This is a genomic window from Domibacillus enclensis (assembly GCF_900156125.1).
Classification (GTDB): Bacteria; Bacillota; Bacilli; order Bacillales; family Domibacillaceae; genus Domibacillus; species Domibacillus enclensis.
Window position 1 is genome coordinate 163968 of record NZ_FTLX01000005.1, and the last position, 21277, is coordinate 185244.

Annotated in this window: 20 protein-coding genes; 17 read left to right on the forward strand and 3 right to left on the reverse strand. The window is 45.9% G+C overall.

The window, feature by feature from the left end; genetic code table 11:
- Nucleotides 1-91: 91 nt before the first annotated feature.
- The 6 genes from BW952_RS11965 (at nucleotide 92) to BW952_RS11990 (ending at nucleotide 6356) form a co-directional block, all read left to right on the forward strand.
- A complete protein-coding gene (locus BW952_RS11965) occupies nucleotides 92-2041 on the forward strand; it encodes an alkaline phosphatase family protein (RefSeq protein WP_045851949.1) in 1950 nt (649 codons plus the stop codon).
- A 357-nt stretch (nucleotides 2042-2398) separates the two neighbouring features.
- On the forward strand, nucleotides 2399-2905 hold the full coding sequence (locus BW952_RS11970; protein ID WP_045851948.1) for a CarD family transcriptional regulator: 507 nt from the start codon (nucleotides 2399-2401) through the stop codon (nucleotides 2903-2905).
- Between the two features lie 142 nt (nucleotides 2906-3047).
- Entirely contained in the window at nucleotides 3048-4352 is a 1305-nt protein-coding gene (locus tag BW952_RS19815) for a globin-coupled sensor protein (RefSeq protein WP_045851947.1), read from the forward strand.
- A gap of 115 nt (nucleotides 4353-4467) precedes the next feature.
- Nucleotides 4468-4932 carry a DinB family protein gene (locus tag BW952_RS11980; RefSeq protein ID WP_045851946.1) on the forward strand — a complete coding sequence of 155 codons (465 nt, stop codon included), beginning with the start codon at nucleotides 4468-4470 and terminating at the stop codon, nucleotides 4930-4932.
- 69 nt (nucleotides 4933-5001) lie between these two features.
- Entirely contained in the window at nucleotides 5002-5544 is a 543-nt protein-coding gene (locus BW952_RS11985) for a GNAT family N-acetyltransferase (RefSeq protein ID WP_045851945.1), read from the forward strand.
- A complete protein-coding gene (locus tag BW952_RS11990; protein WP_045851944.1) occupies nucleotides 5541-6356 on the forward strand; it encodes a metallophosphoesterase in 816 nt (271 codons plus the stop codon). Before BW952_RS11985 ends, BW952_RS11990 begins: the two co-directional genes overlap by 4 nt.
- Nucleotides 6357-6384: 28 nt before the next feature.
- Here the strand turns inward: BW952_RS11990 and BW952_RS11995 are convergent, their stop codons facing one another.
- Nucleotides 6385-6708 (reverse strand): iron-sulfur cluster biosynthesis family protein, encoded by a 324-nt coding sequence (locus BW952_RS11995; RefSeq protein WP_045851943.1) that lies wholly within the window; start codon nucleotides 6706-6708, stop codon nucleotides 6385-6387.
- A gap of 135 nt (nucleotides 6709-6843) precedes the next feature.
- Between BW952_RS11995 and BW952_RS12000 the strand changes: the two genes are divergently transcribed.
- Both BW952_RS12000 and BW952_RS12005 read left to right on the forward strand, forming a co-directional pair.
- Nucleotides 6844-7686 carry an STAS domain-containing protein gene (locus tag BW952_RS12000; protein WP_045851991.1) on the forward strand — a complete coding sequence of 281 codons (843 nt, stop codon included), beginning with the start codon at nucleotides 6844-6846 and terminating at the stop codon, nucleotides 7684-7686.
- A gap of 228 nt (nucleotides 7687-7914) precedes the next feature.
- The gene (locus tag BW952_RS12005) at nucleotides 7915-8286 is read left to right on the forward strand and encodes a DUF4181 domain-containing protein (RefSeq protein WP_045851942.1); all 372 of its coding nucleotides are present in this window, start codon (nucleotides 7915-7917) and stop codon (nucleotides 8284-8286) included.
- 57 nt (nucleotides 8287-8343) lie between these two features.
- Here the strand turns inward: BW952_RS12005 and BW952_RS19490 are convergent, their stop codons facing one another.
- Entirely contained in the window at nucleotides 8344-8508 is a 165-nt protein-coding gene (locus BW952_RS19490) for a hypothetical protein (protein WP_156149430.1), read from the reverse strand.
- Between the two features lie 319 nt (nucleotides 8509-8827).
- Complete coding sequence (locus BW952_RS12010; RefSeq protein ID WP_045851941.1) at nucleotides 8828-10636, reverse strand: L-lactate permease; 1809 nt, start codon at nucleotides 10634-10636, stop codon at nucleotides 8828-8830.
- A 147-nt stretch (nucleotides 10637-10783) separates the two neighbouring features.
- Between BW952_RS12010 and BW952_RS12015 the strand changes: the two genes are divergently transcribed.
- The 9 genes from BW952_RS12015 (at nucleotide 10784) to BW952_RS12055 (ending at nucleotide 21276) form a co-directional block, all read left to right on the forward strand.
- Nucleotides 10784-11497 carry a FadR/GntR family transcriptional regulator gene (locus BW952_RS12015; RefSeq protein ID WP_045851940.1) on the forward strand — a complete coding sequence of 238 codons (714 nt, stop codon included), beginning with the start codon at nucleotides 10784-10786 and terminating at the stop codon, nucleotides 11495-11497.
- 148 nt (nucleotides 11498-11645) lie between these two features.
- Nucleotides 11646-12362 (forward strand): (Fe-S)-binding protein, encoded by a 717-nt coding sequence (locus BW952_RS12020; RefSeq protein ID WP_045851939.1) that lies wholly within the window; start codon nucleotides 11646-11648, stop codon nucleotides 12360-12362.
- Nucleotides 12363-12375: 13 nt separating this feature from the next.
- On the forward strand, nucleotides 12376-13806 hold the full coding sequence (locus tag BW952_RS12025; protein WP_045851938.1) for a LutB/LldF family L-lactate oxidation iron-sulfur protein: 1431 nt from the start codon (nucleotides 12376-12378) through the stop codon (nucleotides 13804-13806).
- Complete coding sequence (locus tag BW952_RS12030; protein WP_045851937.1) at nucleotides 13803-14513, forward strand: LutC/YkgG family protein; 711 nt, start codon at nucleotides 13803-13805, stop codon at nucleotides 14511-14513. Before BW952_RS12025 ends, BW952_RS12030 begins: the two co-directional genes overlap by 4 nt.
- A gap of 729 nt (nucleotides 14514-15242) precedes the next feature.
- Entirely contained in the window at nucleotides 15243-16988 is a 1746-nt protein-coding gene (locus BW952_RS12035) for a sensor histidine kinase (RefSeq protein ID WP_045851936.1), read from the forward strand.
- Between the two features lie 7 nt (nucleotides 16989-16995).
- Nucleotides 16996-18072, forward strand: coding sequence for a response regulator transcription factor (locus tag BW952_RS12040; RefSeq protein ID WP_169714107.1), 1077 nt, complete (start codon nucleotides 16996-16998; stop codon nucleotides 18070-18072).
- An 87-nt stretch (nucleotides 18073-18159) separates the two neighbouring features.
- Nucleotides 18160-19440 (forward strand): ABC transporter substrate-binding protein, encoded by a 1281-nt coding sequence (locus BW952_RS12045; protein ID WP_094031977.1) that lies wholly within the window; start codon nucleotides 18160-18162, stop codon nucleotides 19438-19440.
- 67 nt (nucleotides 19441-19507) lie between these two features.
- Nucleotides 19508-20452, forward strand: a complete 945-nt coding sequence (locus BW952_RS12050; RefSeq protein WP_082084655.1) for a carbohydrate ABC transporter permease — start codon at nucleotides 19508-19510, stop codon at nucleotides 20450-20452.
- Nucleotides 20452-21276 (forward strand): carbohydrate ABC transporter permease, encoded by an 825-nt coding sequence (locus BW952_RS12055; RefSeq protein WP_045851933.1) that lies wholly within the window; start codon nucleotides 20452-20454, stop codon nucleotides 21274-21276. Before BW952_RS12050 ends, BW952_RS12055 begins: the two co-directional genes overlap by 1 nt.
- Nucleotide 21277 lies beyond the last annotated feature (1 nt).

The window sequence follows — 21277 nt, forward strand, 5'->3', positions numbered from 1 at the left end:
TAGAATTTTTTTAAGAATCATAACGTCTAACCGTCTCTTCATTAGGGTATAGACTATGGTTCTACTTTGAGGAAAAGGAGTTTTGCAATTGATGAAGAAGCTGCTGCTGCCGGTCATGGGCGCAACATTATGCATGAATCCGCTCTTTACACAGGCGGATGAAAGGAAGAAGGAAACGGTTATCGTGATATCGTTCGACGGTATGCGCCAGGATGTAACAGAGGACTATATGGAATCCGGGGTGATGCCGAATGTACAAAAGCTGAGAGAGCACGGTGTCTGGGCCGGCGCGCCTGAAACCATTACCCCGTCTTTAACGGCACCCTCCCACGCAGCGATGTCGACAGGTGCGAGGCCTGCAAAAACGGGTGTCGTCAGCAATCAGTTTCACGATCCGGAAAAAAAGTTTAACAATAAAGACGATGCTTTTCATACAACGTTAGATGTAGCGCCGATTTGGTCCGTCGCGAGCCAGCAGGGTAAAACAACGGCAACGGTTGCTTTTCCCGGCGCTAACCCGGAGACGAAAAACCAGTCGGCGGATTATACGGTTTTTTATGGCGATACATGGGCAAAAAGCAGCTTGGATAAGCTTTCCTTTCAGCCGGCATCGGGATGGAGCGGCTCGATTGAAAGCTTCAGTCCATTAAAGGAAGCCGAGTGGCCGCTGAAGCTGAAAGGAGCAGAGAACCGAAAGCTGGTTGTGCTTGCAGCCGACACAACCGACGACAGCACAGTGAATTATGACCAGTTTTTTGTGTCTGAAACAAAAGAGACAACTGGGATGAACGAACCGGTAACATCCAATGAGTGGGGAACGGTGCCGCTTCAGGTTAAGGAGGAATCAGCTGGCTTCTCATTTAAAATCAAGCAAAAGCCGTCGGATTTAACCAGGCCCGTTCCTGTGTTTCGAACAGCGGTAACGTCAGGTATTTTGGAGGGCCCAGCCGGTTTTAAAGAAGCGATCACGGATGAATTCGGCTTTTTCCCAGTTGAATCAGAAGATAAAGCGTTTGAAGAAAAATGGATTACCCGAACGGAATACGAAGAAATCAGTGCCCGCTTTACGACGTGGATCACCGATGTTTCTCTTTATATTAAACAAACCTATAAGCCGGATGCGCTCTTTTTTTATGGTCCGCAAATCGATCATGAGGCCCATCATTATACGATGACCGATCCACGCCAGACCTGCTACACAAAGGAAAAAGCAGCGCTGTACGACAGCTATGTGAAGTGGGCTTACAAGCTCGCGGATGAGACGGTTGGAAAAACGATGCAGGCAATGGATGAACAGGATCATTTATTTGTCGTATCGGATCATGGTATGGAGGCCGCCCACACGATGCTTGAGCCGAATGCTGTTCTGAAGCAGGCCGGGCTGCTTGCTGTTACGAAAAAAGGAAACATTGATTACAGCAAGACGAAAGCGTATGCTGTGCCCAGCGGATCAGTGGCACATGTGTACATTCAAGCTCAAAGCACGGAAAAGAACGGTATTGTCCCGGATGAAGAATTCGATGATGTTCAGCGGCAGGTGATTGAAGCCTTTAGGAAATCAAACGTAGCTTTGAGCAATCAAAACCAAATCCTTGAATTGGCAATCGAAGCCGTTCTTTCGGAAAAAGAGGAGGATCTGCTGTCAAGGCTTCCAGAAGCAACGATGAAGGATGTGTGGAAGGCAGGAATCAACAAATCCATTCACCCATATCACGTGATGTATTCGTCATCGAACCTGGAGGAAAAAGTACTTGGCCATGAGCATGCCGGCGATATTCTTTTAATTGGGGCTCCGGGCTACATGATGGCAAATGGAACGGAAAGAGGGGTGAAGCCGGCCGAGGAGCTGGGCACGCACGGCGGTGATTCGACGAAGCAGGACTTGCGCCCGGTGTTTATGGCTTCCGGCTCTGCGGTGAAAGAGGGAGAAACAATCGGGAAAACGTCAACGATGGATCTGGCGCCGACACTATATGACCTGCTAGGGATTGATTCCCCGGATTTTGTGGAGGGTGAAATACTGGATGAATTATGGAAATGAAAAAGGTTTACGAGTGTGACACATGCAGGTGAAGAGCAAGAGCTAACGCCGATAAAATGAAAATAGCGCTGATATCCTCCTGCCTATCGCCGGTATCCTCAAAATACCGGCGATAGACTGACCGATATCAGCGCTAAATAAAATATACCGGCGATACAGGAGGCTCTGTACTCTTTTTGCATACAAAAAAACGGGTCTACGCGCTTAGTTAAGCTGCTTATCTTTGTATATGATAACTTTTCTCCAACCTCTTTATTTTTTTACGCTAAAGTAATTGACAAGGAAAATAACGAAATGTTATTATAATAAATTCGATTAAAAATGAAAAGTATGCTATCCTTAGTGGAGATACATTCCATGGAGGTGGAGCATTTGTTTGAAGTAGGCGACAAAGTTGTGTACCCGATGCATGGAGCTGGCGTGATAAAAGCCATTGAAGAAAAAGAACTGTTCGGTAAAAAGCAAAGCTTTCTGATTATGGCGTTTCCGGTGAAAAATATTCAAGTGATGATTCCGATTTCGAAGATTGATCATTCAGGAATGAGGCTTGTACTGGAACAATCCGCAATGGAACAGGTTATCTACACCGTTCAGCGGGGAGACATGGATCAGTCACTGGATTATAAACAGCGATTCAAACAAAACACTGAAAAAATGAAAACGGGCGAAACAAGTGCAGGTGCTGAGGTCATAAGAGACTTAATGATCGTCAAACAAGTGAAGCCGTTAAACTCCAACGAGAAAACAATGCTCAGAGAAGCGATGCAGTTTCTAATTAGTGAAATTGAAATGAGCAACAGTCTAACGGAACAGCAGGCTTCTGACTTATTTAATGAGCATTTTAAAGCAGAAAAAATCGGTTAAATGAAGAGTGTGATAAAAAAGCTGAAAAGCTTTTTTTATTTTGGTTTTTTTGCCGAATGTGAAGATAATAATAGTTGCAATGTCCTATATGCATCCTCCATAATGAAAATAGATTGTAATTTGAAGAATGCGGAGGATCACCATGTTTCCTTTCCTTAAAGATAAAAAAGAAAAAGAGTTCAAAGCGTCTATTCAATTTCCAGATCAATCAGCCATTGCAGCTTCGGTGGACGAAAGTCTGGCACCGCGACTTTATTATATGGGCTATACGCAAGAGCAGGTGAATTTGCTGCAGGAAATGGCACCGGTTATGAACAGTATACTGGATGAGGTATTAGAGCAAGTGCTCGATCATTTAGTGAAAAGTCCGGAAATGGCGGAAATTGCTCAAAACCATTCCACTCGTGACCGTTTGAAAAAGGTATTCGGAGACTATTTCAGCAGCTTGCTGACAGGGAATATGGACGAAGCCTTTTTGGCCATGCGGAAACGAATGGGCCAAACCCATAACAAAAATGCTGTCCCTGTGACATGGTTTGTTGCGTCATATTCCGCTTTTAATACACTCATTATTCCGAAAATTGTTGAGCATTTTCAGCACGATCCCAAAAAGCTGTCGAACGCGATTCAGGCAATTACCCATGCGATGAACCTTGATGCGCAAATGGTCATTGATCAATACATGGATGCCCGCTATACGGAAGTGGAACGGGCCAATGAATCCAAGTACACGCTGCAGCAGGAGATCGTCTCCGTCAGCCAGGAAGTGGCAGCATCGGTGGAGCAAACTGAAGCAGCGATTTCAGATACGAGCTCCAGAGCAGATCAGATTTTAAAGGAAACCGGTCAAACAGAGAAAAGCAGCAAAAACCTGGTAAGCCTCACGAGTCAAAATGAAGAACAAATGGCGGATATGGAGGGGCAGTTCCATGAATCATCCGAAAAAGTGAGCGCGTCTTTATCGGGTATCAGCGAGCTGAAGCAGACATCTGAAGAAATTATTTCCATTACTAAAGGGATCGAAGACATTGCCGATCAAACAAACTTGCTGGCCTTAAACGCATCCATTGAAGCGGCACGGGCTGGAGAGCACGGAAAAGGATTTTCAGTGGTCGCCAGTGAAGTCCGTAAGCTTGCCGAACATTCCAAGGTGATGAGCAACAGCATTAACACGTTGATTGGCCAAAACAATTCAAATATTACCCGCCTCGTTGGGCAGATGGAAGAAGTAAATCAGTCGAACGAACAGTCACAAATGAAACTGCAGCAGGTGAAAAGAGGCTTAAACACCGTGAAAATGGAAATGGAAAACTACTTGACGATGTTTGGACGAAACAAAGAAGACTTAAATCAAATTGTGCTATCCATTCAAGAAATCAGCCAGACGACTGAAGGCTTGTCTAGACTAACAACTAATCTGCTTGAAAAAGCGGAGCAAACGGTTTAATCTTAAAAAATCATCCTTTTTTTTATAAATAAGGATGATTTTTTCATTTTTAAGATGCTGGAAAGTTTATCGCAAACGCTTTAAATGATAAAATCGAAAAAAAGGGGGACTTGCTGTGGCGCATTTTTTATTTAACCAGCTGGCTTTCGTTCGAGGTCAGGCACTAAAAGCGGCTGAAGGGATTGATGAAGAAGCTTCGTTAATCGTCCCTGAGCGGTTTAATAATAATATAAAATGGAATCTTGGTCATATTTATCTCGTGCAGGAGCGGTTCGCGTTTTATTTTATCGGGGAAGAAATGATTCTGCCTGAGACATTCAGCAGCTGGTTCGGCCGTGGAACAAAGCCAGCAGACTGGCAGGGGGAGCTGCCGAAAACAGACGAGCTAAAAGCGCTTTTGGAGCAGCAAACAGAGCGCATTGAACGTCAGGTCGGGCATCGTTTAGCAGAATCTGTGTCGGAGCCATTTACAACGTCGGCCGGCATGAAGCTTTTCACAGTCGAAGAATTTTTGACCTTCAGCCTCCATCATGAGGGGCTTCATACAGAAGCGATTAAATCGATCAAGCGGTTTTTATAAGGAGGAGCGGATCTCGAGGGGAGATCCGTTTTTTCATACACGATTTTACAAAGAGAGGAGGGGCTGGTGATGATCCGGCTTAACTACTTTACACGAGACGATTTCTCTCAGCTGCTGGACTGGGTTCCCACTGAGTCGTTCATGATTCAATGGGCCGGCACTGGCTTCACCTTTCCTTTGCACATTCACCAGCTGGAACGATACCTGAAAGAAGCAAATCAGCCAGCGTCGGATACATTCATTTATAAAGCAGTCGAAGAAGCAACGGACAAAACCATCGGACATGCTTCTTTGAAAATAGATAGAAGAAACGAGTCAGGCCGTATTAGAAACGTGCTGATTGGTGATGAATCGATGCGGGGGAAAGGGGCGGGCCTCCACCTCATACAAGCTTTAACAAATGAAGCTTTTGGCACCTTTAAACTCCACCGTGTCAGCCTCGGTGTATTTGATTTTAACGAGGCCGCGATTGCCTGCTACGAAAAAGCGGGGTTTCAAAAAGAAGGATGTTTGCGTGACGCCCGTAAGTGCCGCAACGAATATTGGAGCTTGTGGGAAATGAGCTTATTGGAAAACGAATGGAAAGAAAGAATGGGTGATCGAATGAAATGAACAGAAAGCGTAAAAAAAGAATGCTCCTTTTCGCCTTTCTCCTGTTGACCATCCCTTTTTTCTATAGCCAGAACAATTGGCTGACGCTGACAAACATCGAGGTGAAATCGCCGCAGCTGCCGGCAGAATTTGATGGATTCCGAATCATACAGCTGTCGGACCTTCACAGCAAGCGCTTTGGGCAGGAGCAGCAAAAAATTGCGAAGAAAGTCAAGGAACAGCGCCCCGATGTCATATTCTACACTGGAGACTTAATTGACCGGCGTAAAAACGACGAAGAAGCGGGGTACAGGCTAATGGAAGAAATGGTGGCCATCGCACCGGTTTATTTCGTGACGGGCAACCACGAATGGCAGGTGTTTAAGGAGAAGGAAACGAAGCTGCGTGAAATCGGGGTGAAGGTGCTTCGGAATGAACAGGTCTCTCTTGAACAGGATGGGGTAGAAATCGGACTAATCGGCATCGATGATCCGCTGATGACGGAAACAGGGGAAGCATTCGAGCAGGCAGGCAGCGTGACCGCACCCTATACGATTTTGCTGTCCCATCGTCCCGAGTATTTTGTTCAATATGCAAACGCCGGCATGGATCTTGTGTTTACCGGGCACGCACATGGCGGCCAAATTCGAATTCCGTTTGTGGGCGGATTGTTTGCACCGGGACAAGGATTTTTCCCGGAATCTACGTCCGGAGCGCATGCTATGGACTCGACAACGATGATCGTCAACCGGGGTCTGGGCAACAGCATGGCCCCGCAGCGCATCTTCAATCGTCCTGAAATAATGGTAGTAGAGCTGAAAAGCAGCAAATGAAAAAAGCGGCCGTTGGCAGCCGCTCCTTTTATTTGTTGCGAAAAGCCATTCGGCCATTTAAGATCTGGTTCGGGCTTTTTAATTGAAACATGCCTGCTTCCCGAGAGTAATCGATTTTGACTTCTTCATCGTAAAAAACCATTTTCGGCTTTTCTACTAAGATGGACATGTCATTTGTTTCAAGCAATACATCATGATCCGCGTCTGCTTCATCCACATACCAAAGGGTCGGAACGCCGTTCAGCACGCAGCCGTTTCCTTCTGTATCCCATTTGAGCTTGAGCAAGCCGTTTTCTCTGTTTTTCAGCGCATGTATTTTTTCAGCAGCAGCCGGTGTAATCGTAATGTTCATTCGTATTCCGCCTTTTTGCTTTTAGTATAGCATAGGGCAGGCACGTCGTCTTTTTTGTGGTTTTTTGATTAACGCTCCTTAGGAAGGGAAAAGCGGCATCATAAGGAATGGAGCGATAGAATGGGAGATGAAAAGATGGATCGAAAGGATAGAGCGCTGTACGAGGAAATAAATCGTCAGGCAGCAAAACTCAGCCAAAAATGGTTCGATACCCGTCAAAAAAAGGATGGCTCTATTTATTCAAATGATGTGAATGAATCGATCGAGAAACAGCTGAAAGAACAGCATTTATTTACCATTCAAACGATTGCGAGCGGATTCCTGCCGGAGCAGGAGCTTTTTCATGAAAACGTGTATCAGTGGACGAAGGAAGTAGTGAAAACCCGCCTTGAATGGGACACGCCTATTTACGAGGTTGTCGCGGCCGTGAATAAAACAAGAAACCTCATTTGGACCTTTATTACGGAATACGCCATGGAAAAAGAGGAAATCACAAAAAAAGATGTGCTGAGATGGAGCGCTGTCTATCACCCTATTTTAGACACACTCATTAGCGAGTTTTCAACTCAGTATTACCGTTTGACGCGAAGCCGGTTAAAAGGACAGGAAAAGCTGATTGAAGAAATAGACTCACCGATTATTCCCGTATCCAGCAGTATTGCCATTCTCCCGTTGATCGGCATGATGGACGAAAGCCGGGCGGCGTCTTTGTTTGAATTAATTCCAGTGAAATGTGCGGAAAAAAGGATCGTTCACCTTGTGATGGACCTATCAGGCATCCATGATATTGATACCTTCGTGGCTAATCAATTGTTTCAGCTGACGAAATCGCTTCAATTAATTGGTGTGCAAACGGTTCTGTCCGGCATCCGGCCGGAGGTAGCCCAGACAGCCATTCAGCTGGGATTGGATTTCAGTCAGGTGAAAACCTTTCATGGCCTGCCACAGGCACTTGCTTATTTAGGATTTGGACAATAACATATATTGATAGAAAACCCAAACGAATGCGAAGTTTATCGCGTATTCGTTTGGGTTTTCTAGTTTAACGGTCAATGAATGCGCGGTATAGTCAAAAAAAATATGATCTTGCTAACATCAAGAGGGCCTTTTTTATTCCAGTCTCTTTCTTATATGTAAAATATATTGAAACGTTTTAGTGGATGAAACGTACATTGTATTGAAGCTTTTTAAAGGGAGATTGATGTCATGCTGTTTTTATTTATTGTTCTGGCGATAGCTGGTGGAATCTTTTTGGAAAGAGGAGTGCGAGCTTATTTTGCCATTCCGAAATTAAAAGGGATCTTTTACAAGCATGTGAACGAAACGCATCGCTGGACAGAAGGTATTGCGATGGTGCTTTCATTTGTAATAGGGTTTATATTGCTTGACCAATTCCCGCGTTTTTTGTCTATTTCCTTCCTCATCCCTATGTATATAGCGATCTACAGCACGCGCACCTATTTTGAATGGAAGTATGCTAAAGAACAGCGGCAATACATTTTATCGTTCTTCATTCTAGTGTATGTACTGGTTGTGATTCTTCTTTTAATCGGACCACTGCATCCCATATTTAAGTAGCTGTAGATTTTAAATAAAAGAAAGGCCGGACTTAATAACAGTCCGGCCTTGATCGTCTTATTCCGTTTCTTCTTCCATTTCTGCGTCTTCCGTTTCCGTTTCTTCCATCTCAGTGCCGGTATCTGTTTCTTCCTCTTCCGCACCGCAGCCTGCTAATACCCCAATAGATAAAAATGCTGCCGCGCCGCCTGCAACCAACTTCTTTTTCAAAATAGAATCCATACCGAAACCCTCCTCAGAAATTGTAAGATGAAAAGCACTATTTCAATTCCCGATCTAAAACATAATAAACAAAAAATCGCTATATTTACATATTCTTTACATTTCATTAAAGGTAAACAAAAAAGGGGCGCTCCGGATGGGCATTCGGAGCGCCAAACAATGCACAATGAATCGGTGGGGTAAAGCTAAAGTGATAATGATTATCATTACCGGTTACAAGTATTATCTTACCCGCTGCTTCCATTTTTGTCAACACATAATTGAAAACCATTTTCAACTCAAGAAAAAATCCGTCTCTGGAAACCAGGACGGATTTTGGTTAACGGGCTGCAACAGTTGGTAAGCTATTTTTCGCAGAGATTAAGCGTGCAAGGAACGCAATAACAATTACAGCGTACACGATTAGCCAAACATTGAACGTCCCGTGGATAATCGCCATGCCGAGGAAGCCGGCTGCCAGTAAGTAATACGTCATTGGCAGGAGGACTCGACGGATCAGTGCGCCTTCTTTCCCGATTAAGCCAACGGTAGCAGAAGCGGCGACGACATTATGCACACAGATCATATTGCCGGCTGCACCGCCGACTGCCTGAAGAGCAACCACAATGCCCGACTGCTGAACGTCCAGACCGATATTGCTGGCTGCACCGAATTGAAACAAGGAAAACATCATATTGCTGAACGTATTGCTTCCAGCGATAAAAGCGCCGAGTGCGCCGACCGCAGGTGCAACGATCGGCCAGAAATCACCCGCTATAATCGATACGCTTTCGGCTAGAATAAGCGGCATATTTTGGCCGGCTAAATAGTCTGTTGCCGCGTTGACCTTATCGGCTGCCAGCGAAGTGTTTAAAAATATTTTGATCATTGGCACGGCAAAAATAAGTGCAATACCAGCAGAAACCGCTGTCTTAAACGAATTCTTCCAAGCCATGCTGTAGGCTTGTGTATTCATTTTATGAAGGAAGAATGTTAAGACGGATACAACGATAAAAATAAAGCCAGGTAAATAAAGCGGTGTTGAAGTCGTTGTAATACCTGAGCCGAATGTGTTCTCAAACACGAGTGCAGGCGCTTTCAAAGCAGCTGTCAGCGGCTCAATCGTCCGCGATGCCACAAGCAGACCGGCAACCAAAATGTAGGGCAGCCAGGACATGCCCATTGAAATGGACCGCTGTGATCCTTCTGGGCGTTCCGGTTCATGATTCAGCTTGCCAAACCAGTCTTCCTCCCATTTGTTTCTCGGAGGAAAGTCAAATACGTCCTTATCCGGGATAAACAGCCCTTTTTGAGCAGCAGGCACGACAATAAGCAAGGCAACAAGTGCACCGAGCAGGGACGGGAATTCAGGTCCTAAAAAGGTGCCAATCAGTACGTATGGAATGGTAAAAGCAAAGCCGGCAAACAGGGCAAACTTCCATACCTTCAGCCCTTCCCGGAAGGACTTATTCGGTCCGAAAAAGCGCGTCAGCATCGCCACTAAAAACAATGGAATCAGTGTCCCGACAATGCCGTGAATCAAGACCACATTCGATGTAATGTGAAGCAGGTAATCCGTGTAGCTCATCCCAATCGACTCAATGCCGCTCATGACAGCCGGCTGATCGGTCAAGCCTGTATTAACACCAATTTGAATAGGTGTTCCAATCGCACCGAAAGAAACCGGCGTGCTTTGAATAATAAGTGAAACCATTACGGCAGCCATCGCAGGAAACCCGATTGCCACTAAAAGCGGTGCGGCAATGGCCGCTGGTGTGCCGAAGCCGGCAGACCCTTCGATAAAAGATCCGAACAGCCAGGCAATGATAATCGCCTGAATGCGGCGGTCTGGCGAGATGCCAATAAAGCCTCGGCGAATCGTATTGATGGCACCGCTTTCTTTCACCGTGTTTAATAAAAGAACAGCCCCAAAAACGATAAAGATCACTTCGAGCGCTGTTATAACACCGTTAAAAGCAGCTCCTGCCACGACATTGCCGTCCGTTCCCCAAACGAACATCGCAATGGCGGCTGTGACCACGAGCGCAACCGGCATGGCGCGGCTGGCCGGCCAGTTTAATAAAACCAGGAAAAACATAATCGTTAGAATGGGCACAATCGAAATTAGTGATAATGCAAGCAAGCTCATTCTTTCCCCTCCCTAAGTAAGCGATTTCAAATTTAAAGTAGTTAGGTCATCAGATGACCTGTTATGATTATACGGGGAACGTTTTCAAAAAATCAATAAAAATTTTTGTTTGTTGTGTATATAATAGAACGAGAGGTGAGGTCGACGTTGAAATACAAACAAATTAAACCGAAAAAAATATATGAAGAAGTGGCTGATACATTGCTTGAATCGATCCGTTCCGGTGAGCTGCAGCCGGGGGAAAAGCTTGATTCGGTGCAGCAGCTCGCTGAAAGCTTTCAAGTAGGCCGGTCCGCGATTCGAGAAGCACTCACATCCCTCCGTGCGATGGGGCTCATTGAAATGCGTCAGGGAGAGGGAACGTATGTAAAAGCATTTGAACCGGGCGGCATTGCATTTCCGCTTCAGCGTGTGCTTTTAATGAACGAAGCAGACCTGCAAAATTTAATGGAAGTCCGCAAAATTTTAGAAACAGGCATCGCCGCGTCTGCAGCAAAAAACAGAGAAGAAACCGACCTCGAGGCGATGAAGCAGGCGCTGGCTGATATGGTGGCAAACGCGGGAGACCCTGAGCAAGGAGAAAAAGCCGATTTAGCCTTTCACTTTGCGGTGGCCGCGTCTGCGAAAAACGAGCTGTTGCTCAGCTTAATGAATCACGTGTCTGATATGACGGCAGAATCGATGCGGGAAACACGCCGCATTTGTTTATATGAGGCGTGTGCAACAGTGGATCAGCTGAATCAGCAGCATGAAGCGATTTACAAGGCGATCGAATCTAAAAAGGCTGACGAATCACAGCGGGCTATGGCCGAGCATTTAAGCTACGTCGAAAAAGTATTAAACGAGTTTATGGCAAAATAATTAGCACCCTCTACTGATTTTGAGACTAATCAGCAGGGGGTGTTTTTTGAATACAGAAAATCATTGGAAAATGAAAGCGTTTGTTGTATCATAAAAAGAAATCATATTATACAGGTCATCAGATGACCTTACTTTTGGGGTGAGCGACGTGAAGGTTACATTATTTATCACATGCATCGTCGATATGTTTCAAGCAGATGTGGGCAAAGCAACAGTAGAAGTGCTTGAACGGCTCGGCTGTGACATTGACTTTCCGATGGGACAGGTGTGCTGCGGACAGCCGGCGTACAATTCCGGTTACGTAGAAGAATCAAAGGATGCCATGAAAAAAATGATTGCGACGTTTGAACACGCGGAAGTTGTTGTTACGCCGTCCGGGTCCTGTGCAACGATGTTCAAGGAATACCAGCATATATTCCACGATGATCCTATCTGGCGGCCGCGCGCGGAAAAGCTTGCGTCTAAAACGTATGAGCTGACCGAATTTATCGTTAATGTGCTGAAGGTGGAGAATGTCGGGGCAAAGCTGAGCGGTGTCGCGACTTACCATCCTTCCTGCCACATGACAAGGCTGCTCGGGGTAAAGGATGCACCGATGACGCTGCTGCACAATGTCGAAGGGCTTCAATTTGAGCCGCTGCCGAATGCACATAACTGCTGCGGCTTCGGCGGAACGTTTTCAGTGAAAATGGGCAACATTTCCGAGCAGATGGTCGATGAAAAAGTAGATTCAGCCGAACAAACAAAAGCAGACTTTTTAATTGGGGCAGATGGCGGCTGCTTAATGAACATTGGCGGCCGGATCGAACGACGAGGCAAGCCGATCCGTGTGATGCATATCGCGGAAGTGCTAAACAGCCGGTGAGGGGGAGAAACGCATGGCAATGAAAATCGGTGAAGGCAAATTTAAAGATAATGTGAATAAAAATATGGAAGATACATTTATGCGTGGTGCCGTGGCAGGCGCACAGGAGCGGCTGCGGACGCGCCGTTTAGATGCGGCCGAAGAGCTCGGCAACTGGGAAGAGTGGCGGTCACACGGAGAAGAAATTCGCCAGCACGTCCTTAACAATCTGGACTATTACTTGCATGAATTAACAGAAAATATTCAAAAGCGCGGGGGGCACGTGTTTTTTGCTGAAACAGCGGATGAGGCAAATGCGTATGTGCGTGAAGTCGTCAATAGTAAAAATGGCAAAAAGATTTTAAAAGCGAAATCAATGGTGACAGAAGAAATTGGCTTAAATCAGATGTTAGAGGAAGAAGGCTGCGAGGTCATTGAAACCGATCTCGGTGAATACATTTTGCAGCTGGACGAGCATGATCCTCCGTCTCATATTGTGACTCCGGCGCTTCATAAAAACAAAGAACAGATTCGGGATGTGTTCACAGAAAAGCTGGATTATAAGCTGACGGAAAAACCGGAGGAGCTTGCACTTCATGCGCGTGAAAAGCTGCGTCAGGAATTCCTGACAGCTGATATTGGCATCACAGGCTGTAACTTTGCGATTGCAGAATCCGGCTCGGTCGGTCTTGTAACGAACGAAGGCAACGCAGGGCTTGTCACTGACCTGCCTAAAACACAAATTACTGTCATGGGCATGGAACGGATCGTGCCGACATTTGAGGAATTTGAAGTGCTTGTCGGCTTATTAACCCGCAGCGCTGTTGGACAAAAGCTGACAAGCTACATTACCGCCTTGACCGGACCGCGCATGGACGGAGAAGCGGACGGACCGGAGGAGTTCCACCTTGTCATCGTGGACAACGGCCGTTCAGGCATTCTGGGAACTGAATTTCAGTCTGTGCTGCAATGCATTCGGTGTGCGGCCTGTATTAATGTTTGCCCGGTTTACCGGCATATTGGCGGCCATTCCTACAATTCGATTTATCCAGGGCCAATTGGCGCTGTGTTAACACCGCTTCTTGGCGGTTATGATGACTTTAAAGATCTGCCTTACGCGTCAACGCTTTGCGCGGCTTGCACCGACGCTTGTCCAGTGAAGATTCCGCTTCACGAATTGCTGCATAAACACCGCCAGGTCATCGTGGAGCGGGAAGGTCGGGCGCCGATCTCGGAAAAGCTGGCGATGAAAGCCTTTGGTCTTGGAGCGGCATCCAATCCGATGTATGCAGCCGGCTCGAAAATGGCGTCGGCGATGATGAAGCCCTTTACGAAAAATGACCGGATCTCAAGCGGACCGGGACCGCTAAAGGCATGGACGGAAATTCGCGAATTCCCGGCGCCGAATAAGGAACGGTTCCGTGACTGGTTTAAAGAACATGAAAAAGGAGGCGGCGGGCAATGATCCATCACCGTGATGCATTTTTAAATAATGTTGCCAAACAGCTTGGCCGCAGCCGAAATACAACCGTCAAGCCGGAGCGCAACTGGCAGTTTCGTCCGCAAGATAAGACGCTCACGAACAAAACACCGGATGAACTGATGACGATTTTTCGGGACCAGTGCCGGTTAATTCACACCGAGTTAATTGAAACAACAGGAGAAAAGCTGGCTGACGTACTCGAAGCAACCGTGAATCTGTACGGCGGCGGACCGATTTCGCTTTGGGATGATCCGCGCTATACGGAATTCGGTCTTGCTTCTCTCATCGATGAAACGTGGCCGTCCCGCCGCGTAGACGTGCACAAATGGGACGCTGAACAGGGCAAAGAAAACATTGCTAGAGCCGAGCAGGCAAACGTCGGCATCACCTTTAGCGACATGACGCTGGCGGAGTCAGGTACAGTCGTGCTGTTTTCCAGCACAGGCAAAGGGCGTACGGTCAGCCTGCTTCCGAAGCAATACATTGCGATTATTCCGAAAAGCACGATCGTGCCGCGCATGACGCAGGCCGCACAGGAAATCTCCCGCCGTGTTCAGGCAGGAGAAACGATTCCTTCGTGCATTAACTTTGTAACCGGACCGAGCAACTCAGCCGACATTGAAATGAATTTAGTCGTCGGCGTGCATGGCCCGGTGAAAGCCGCTTATATTGTCGTCGAAGACCGCTAAAATCAAAAAGCACCGCAGCTTACTATTGCTGCGGTGTTTTTTCATGCTGTTGAAAAAGCCTTTGTCAATGAAAACCAGGTGACCCTTTCTCTTTTTTAAAGCTAATGTGCTTGCGCGAACACAGTCTGGGCGGCTTCTGCAGGACTGCGCGTTCCTGGGGGCGGGCGGTGAGCTAACTTTTGACGCTGATGCGTCAAAAGTGGATCTCACCTGACCCGCTTGATCCCAAGGAGTCTCCGTCCTGCGCCAGCCGCCCTTAGTGGGGAGGAAACGCAGCTGGTAAAATCCAAAAGAAGCGTGATGAACGAAAAAAACCATTCTGCTCTTCACACGAAAAAAGAGAAGCTTCTGTTCATCCATCTACTCGTTAGTCATTGAAAACAAGCCGTTTTCAAGCATTTTTATCTTTTATCCTCACTGTTTCATTAGAACCACAACGGGCGCAGGGAGGCCGGCGAAGACTCCCACTGGACGAGCGGACAGGGTGAAACAGCCACGGTTTTTGGGCTGGTTCAGCGTTCGCCCAGTAGGAAAGCGGAGCCGGCAGCCCGGAGCCCCTGAATGTTCTTTTCTAGAAAGATAACCGTCTTTATGTTGCTCATAAAAAAGAAAATGCCATAAAGAAATACCTATATTCCCCTGACACGTTTGTTTTTTGTCTTGTCAAAAAAGCTTTTTACGATCAAAATGGAATCGATTACATGATTAAGTTAGAAAGGAGGCAGCTTTATGAGAATAAAGCAAAAGCTGCTCATTTTTGTGCGAAATACCATTTTAAATAGCATTCAGCGAAAACTGATGGGGACACTGCTGCTTGTGATGATCGTTCCATTGCTGATCTTCATGGTCATTTCAACGCAAATCTCCCGCGGCACGGTAGAATCCTCTGAAATCAGCTCCAACATCTCACGGCTGGCGCTTTCCGGAAGCTATATGGAGGAACAGATTCAGCTTTACGACGAATTTCTGTTTGACGAAATGGTCGATGAGCAGCTTGTGCCAAGTATCGCGTCCGTGGAAAACATTGATACAGCTGGTGTGTTTTATCGGATGAATTATGTCCGGGACAAGCTTTTCGGCTTATTTAATGGACGGGACGATATGGTGTCAGCTTCCCTTATCTCATTTGAAAACAATCAGCTGTACCAAGTGAAGGACAATGACTTTTTCGTTTATCCCTACTTGGATTTACCCGCAAGGCAAGACAACAAGCAGGCCATTTTCAGAGTCGACGAACAAGCAGGAACCTTTTCATTTGAGCGGTATATTTACCGGTTTGAAAACCAGCAGGTCGTCGGAAAAATTCAAATTGCCATCGATTTTTCTTTTATGGATCATATTGCAGAAAATTTAAAAAGCAACGAGGGTGAGCATATTGTTCTTCTGAATAGGAAGGGAGAGGCTCTTTACAGCCCGGAGGATGTCACATTTACAAAAGCATTTAGCGAAAAGGTGGCAGATCGTTCAACAAAAGGTGCTTATTTAGTGGAGGACGAACATTATTATTTTCTTCAGCCAATGATGGAGGGCGATTTGATTTTAGTGAAAATGGTCCCCAAAGAGGTCATGATGGTCGGTGCCGTTTATATCGGACGATCTGGAGCAGTGATCTTGCTAGTATCTATGATTTTGACGGCGATCCTTTCTATACTGGTGTCAAATCAAGTTGCCAGACCGATTGTGTCCCTGACAAAAGCAATGGACCGCGTGGAAGAAACCGATTTTCGTGTGAACATGAAAACAAGCCGTACGGATGAAATCGGCATCCTGCACCGGAAATACAAAGAAATGATCGACCGGATTCGAGATTTAATCGAGAAAAACTATAAGCGTGAAATGGAAACAAGGGACGCTCAGTTTCTAGCGCTTCAGGCACAAATTAATCCGCATTTTCTGTACAATACGCTTCAAGTGATCGGAGGAATGGCGCTGAAAAATGGATCAAATGATATTTACAGCATGACACAGAAGCTGGCGCTTATGTTCCGCTACATTACGAATAAACAGGGAGATCTTGTTCCAATTCAGGAAGAAATCGCTCATTTAAACAATTATTTATACATTCAGCAGGTCCGTTTTGGTGAGGACGTTTCCATCCAGCTGTTCGTTGATGAAGAAGTAAACGATTCGCTTATTCCTTTACTATCCCTTCAGCCCATTATTGAAAATGCGTTCAAGCATGGATTTGAGAGAAAAACGGAAAAAGGCATTCTGAAGATCGACATTCAAAAAGTGTTTGATGAGATCGAGATTATTGTGAAGGATAACGGCGTTGGTATGAGTGAAAGGCGGCTTCAGGAAGTTCAGCACAAATTAGCAGCAGATGGTTTTTCAGAGGAGCGCAGCATTGGTATTAAAAACGTCGATGCCCGGATAAAGCTTTACTTCGGCGTGGAATACGGCATCGAGCTTGAAAGTATTGAAAACGAATATACGCAGGTGGCGATCCGAATCCCCTCTGCAGAAACGGAGTGACATGACGATGACGACGGTATTAATTATTGACGATGAAAAATGGACGCGTGATACAGTAAAGGCGCTGATCAACCAGGAGTCATGGGGTATTACCGAGCTTGACGAAGCGGTAAATGGTGAAAAAGCCCTTGAGAAAATCAAAGCCAAACGGCCGGATATGGTCATCACTGATATGAAAATGCCCGGTATGGATGGCATCGGACTGCTTGAAGTGCTGGAGCGGGAATACCCGGAGCTCCCGGTCATTGTGCTGAGCGGCTATCAGGATTTTATGTATACACGGCAGGCCATCAGGGCACGAGCGGTTGAATATTTGACCAAGCCGGTGGATGGAGAAGAGCTTAATCAAGCGATCGGAAAAGCGGTTATGGAAATGCGGAAGCAGGAGGAGCAGCAAATGAGCAGCCCGCTGTTTGCCTCCAAGCAGCCGGAAATGACAACGATCACAGATCCCTTTTTCGGGACGCTGGGGTTTTCATTAAAAGAATTAAACGCGGAACAGTTTCATGCAACCATACGATCGTTTGACACAAAGCTTACCCAGGTGCTGAAACGAAATGAAGCCTTCCGCTATCATCTTCACAAACAGTTTGTTGTGTTGATGGAGACGACTATGAAACACTTTGACGTTACAGCAGAAGACCTTGGGTTTAAACGAAAAGAATTTTTGTATGAGCCGGCCCTTTCAGTTGAAGAGCAATTGACGAATATGCAGCAGATTGGGAAAGCAGCCATTCAGAAAATAAAAGAAGGGGCAAAGCAAAAGTCACGGGTCAACTTGGACGAAATTAAGGAGTATATTGAAGAGCATTATGCATCAGCCGACTTATCACTCGGCATGATCTCCAGGAAATTTTTCGTGAGCAAGGAATATTTGACGACCGCTTTTAAAAAGAAATTTGGCTGTAACATTACAGAATTTATTATTGAATACCGGATGGCACAAGCAAAGGAGCTGGTGGAAACAACGACGCTTCAATTTAAAACAATCGGCAGTATGGTCGGCTACGAGGATGTTTCTTACTTTTACCGGCTGTTCAAAAAAGTGTACGGCACTTCGCCTGGCTGCATGAGGAAAGGTTAATATAATACAAATGTAAGCGCTAATATTGTCGATTTATTAAGGTGCGAAAACACATTATGATAGAAAAAAAGCAAAGGGGAGATGGAAATGAAGAAAGCGTTTACTTTGCCGTTCGCATCCGTTTTAATCGCTGGAATGCTTGCAGGCTGCGGAGGAGAAAGCAGCTCATCAGGAGGGTCATCCTCGGGGGATTCGGATCAAGTGGAGCTGAAGGTGTTTATCGGCCAGCCTCGCTTTAAAGAGCAGTATGAAACCTATATCGACCAGTTCGTCGCCAAGCAGAAAGAAGAAGAGGGACGAGATGTGACGGTCAAGCTTGAACTTCCGAGCGTAAATGAAGCGGACGAGCTGCTGAAAACGCGGCTTGCATCTGGAGACAGTCCAGACGTCTTTGCCCTTCATGCTGTAAACGATATTCCTGTCTATGATAAAGCCGGTTACCTGGAGGATTTATCAGGAGAGCCCTTTGTAGAAAAAATGTACGAGACGGTTTCACCGGCAGTAACCAAGGATGATCGTGTTCTAGCTCTTCCGCTTGAAACGCTTCAGTGGGGCTACATTTACAACAAGGATCTATTTGAAAAGCACGGGGTAGAGCTGCCTCAAACGTTCACAGAGCTAGAAGCAGCCGTGAAAACGTTTGAAGAGGCAAATGTCACACCGTTTATCCGGGCGTACAAAGATTCTTACATTCCACAGCTGTTCCTGCCGCTAACAGTCGGTGCGCTTGAGAGCACATCACAGGCCGGCTTCATTGACAAAATGAATGCAGATGACACATCGTTCGATCAGCTGAAGGATGAGATGTTCCCTATTATTGATCTCGTTCATGCGCATGGAACAGACCGTCCGTTTGAAGTTGGACAAGATCAGGGAGCCGCCGCATTTGCAGCCGGCGAAGCCGCTATGTGGGTACAGGGTCCGTGGATGGCCGAATCATTAATGGCAACCAATCCAGACTTTAACTTCGGTGTTGCTCCCCTGCCAATCAATGATGACCCAAATGCGACATTGATTGATTTAAGTACATCGACGTCACTGGCTGTGTCAAAGCAAAGTGAAGTAAAAGATGTCGCAAAAGATTTTATCAATTATATCCTTGATGAGCAGGACTCAAGCGAGCTATATGAAAGCCTTGGCTTTAACCCGATTTCAGATGTTCACACATTCGAGCCGTATCCGTGGCTTGTTGACTCAGCAAAATATGTAGAAGAAGGCAAGGTGTATCAGGACCCGTCCATTCCGGCAGCGGTGAAATCAGCGTCCGAAAAGCTGCTTCAAAGCTACTATGCGGAAGATGCCACACAGGATGAAGTCGTAGAAGGCCTTGACCGCGCATGGCAGGAATACAACAAGCTGAATAAATAAGTTGTGGAGGAAAGGCAGCTTTCAAGCTGTCTTTCCTACTATCAAACAACGAAAGGACTGATAAAGAATGACGGTAAAAGCCATTAATGACAAAAAGAATACGTCAGTCAATGTGCGCAAAAAAGAAAAAAAACTGCGGACGAAAAGCAGCCATCTTGGCTTGATTCTCTTCGTTCTGCCAGCGTTCGTTTTTTACTTTATCTTTTTATTTATCCCAATGATTGGGGCCGGCGTATACAGCTTCACCGATTGGAACGGTTTGAACCCAACGTACAACTTTGTTGGATTTGCGAATTACATTGAAGCATTTAGGGATGACCCTGCATTCCGCCACTCGTTTTTCTTTACACTGCGCTACACGATTGTCGTGTTCTTCGTGCAAAATATTATTGCGCTGTTCCTTGCGCTTCTCATTGAATCCAGAATAAAATCAAAAGGCTTTTTCAGAACCATCTTTTTTATGCCGAATATGATCAGCTTAATCATCAGCGCCTTTATGTTTTCGTTCATCTTCACCAACGTATTTCCAGAGCTTTCTCAAAAAGCGGTCTTTTCGTTTCTCGATCAGTCCTGGATCGGTGACCCGAAGGTTTCCTTTTATTCGATCGTCATCGTTTCACTCTGGCAGGGAATTGGCTACATGATGATCATTTACATGGCAGCACTGCAGGGTGTGCCGAAATCATTGTCAGAAGCGGCCATGATTGATGGCGCAACCATTTTCCAGCGCCTGCGCCATGTAACGATTCCAATGATTATGCATGCGATAACAATTTGCTCATTTTTAACGTTGAATGGCGCGTTTAAAGTATTTGATGTAGTGTATGCGCTGACACAAGGGGGCCCTGGGACATCTACACAGGTTATGACGTTGAATATTTACCAGGAAGCGTTCTCGAACAACTTCCGGTTTGGATACGCCAACTCAAAGGCGATGATTTTGTTTCTCGTCGTGCTCATCATTACGATTATTCAAATCAGAGTGTTAAAACGCAAGGAGGTTGAAGCGTAATGAAACAAAGTAAAGCCGCTTCATGGTCGGTAAATCTCATTCTTTCCCTTTTCGCGGTTGTTTCCTTTTTTCCGATCTACATGTCCGTGATCAACTCATTTAAAACACAGGCTGAAATATTCGATTCGGTGCTGGCTTTGCCGAAAAATTTCTCTTTTGACAATTACATTGGCGTTTTTCAAGAGCTGAATTTACTCAGCAGCGCCTTTAATACATTGATAGTCACGATTGTAGGACTGGCCGGAATTGTTTTCTGCGGTTCACTTGCCGGGTACAAGCTGGCTCGGACGTCTGGGAAGTTCAGCAATTTTCTGTTCATGCTGTTTGTCGCCTCCATGCTTGTTCCCTTTCATTCGATCATGATCACACTCAGCCAGATGGCAAAAGGAGTCGGTGCGCAAGGCTCCTTAATCGGACTCGGCTTTATTTATATCGGGCTCGGCGTGAACATGGCGGTGTTTCTGTATCATGGGTTTGTTAAAGCGATCCCGAAAGAGCTGGAGGAAGCCGCAAAAATCGATGGCTGCAATGATTTTCAAATTTTCACGAAAATTATTTTTCCGCTTTTAAAGCCGATTACAGCAACGATTTTAGTATTAAACGTGCTATGGCTGTGGAATGACTTCCTTCTGCCGCTCATTATGCTGACAGATGTGAACGATTATACGCTCATGCTGTCCATCAATATGCTGTTCGGCCAATATGCTGCGGACTGGCCAAAAATTCTGGCTGCCCTTGTGTTAACAGCGTTGCCGGTCGTTGTCTTCTACGCATTCTTCCAGAAATATATTTTAGAAGGAATTGCGGACGGAGCGATTAAATAAA

Excerpts from the sequence above, each read along its gene's own strand:
- BW952_RS12040 (WP_169714107.1), top strand. The coding sequence starts at position 16,996 with ATGACGACGGTATTAATTATTGACGATGAAAAATGGACGCGTGATACA.
- BW952_RS12050 (WP_082084655.1), top strand. The coding sequence starts at position 19,508 with ATGACGGTAAAAGCCATTAATGACAAAAAGAATACGTCAGTCAATGTG.
- BW952_RS19490 (WP_156149430.1), bottom strand. The coding sequence starts at position 8,508 with ATGGATTCTATTTTGAAAAAGAAGTTGGTTGCAGGCGGCGCGGCAGCA.
- BW952_RS12030 (WP_045851937.1), top strand. The coding sequence starts at position 13,803 with ATGATCCATCACCGTGATGCATTTTTAAATAATGTTGCCAAACAGCTT.
- BW952_RS11990 (WP_045851944.1), top strand. The coding sequence starts at position 5,541 with ATGAACAGAAAGCGTAAAAAAAGAATGCTCCTTTTCGCCTTTCTCCTG.
- BW952_RS11985 (WP_045851945.1), top strand. The coding sequence starts at position 5,002 with ATGATCCGGCTTAACTACTTTACACGAGACGATTTCTCTCAGCTGCTG.
- BW952_RS12010 (WP_045851941.1), bottom strand. The coding sequence starts at position 10,636 with ATGAGCTTGCTTGCATTATCACTAATTTCGATTGTGCCCATTCTAACG.
- BW952_RS11970 (WP_045851948.1), top strand. The coding sequence starts at position 2,399 with ATGGAGGTGGAGCATTTGTTTGAAGTAGGCGACAAAGTTGTGTACCCG.
- BW952_RS12025 (WP_045851938.1), top strand. The coding sequence starts at position 12,376 with ATGGCAATGAAAATCGGTGAAGGCAAATTTAAAGATAATGTGAATAAA.
- BW952_RS12005 (WP_045851942.1), top strand. The coding sequence starts at position 7,915 with ATGCTGTTTTTATTTATTGTTCTGGCGATAGCTGGTGGAATCTTTTTG.
- BW952_RS12055 (WP_045851933.1), top strand. The coding sequence starts at position 20,452 with ATGAAACAAAGTAAAGCCGCTTCATGGTCGGTAAATCTCATTCTTTCC.
- BW952_RS19815 (WP_045851947.1), top strand. The coding sequence starts at position 3,048 with ATGTTTCCTTTCCTTAAAGATAAAAAAGAAAAAGAGTTCAAAGCGTCT.
- BW952_RS12045 (WP_094031977.1), top strand. The coding sequence starts at position 18,160 with ATGAAGAAAGCGTTTACTTTGCCGTTCGCATCCGTTTTAATCGCTGGA.
- BW952_RS12035 (WP_045851936.1), top strand. The coding sequence starts at position 15,243 with ATGAGAATAAAGCAAAAGCTGCTCATTTTTGTGCGAAATACCATTTTA.
- BW952_RS12000 (WP_045851991.1), top strand. The coding sequence starts at position 6,844 with ATGGATCGAAAGGATAGAGCGCTGTACGAGGAAATAAATCGTCAGGCA.
- BW952_RS11995 (WP_045851943.1), bottom strand. The coding sequence starts at position 6,708 with ATGAACATTACGATTACACCGGCTGCTGCTGAAAAAATACATGCGCTG.
- BW952_RS11965 (WP_045851949.1), top strand. The coding sequence starts at position 92 with ATGAAGAAGCTGCTGCTGCCGGTCATGGGCGCAACATTATGCATGAAT.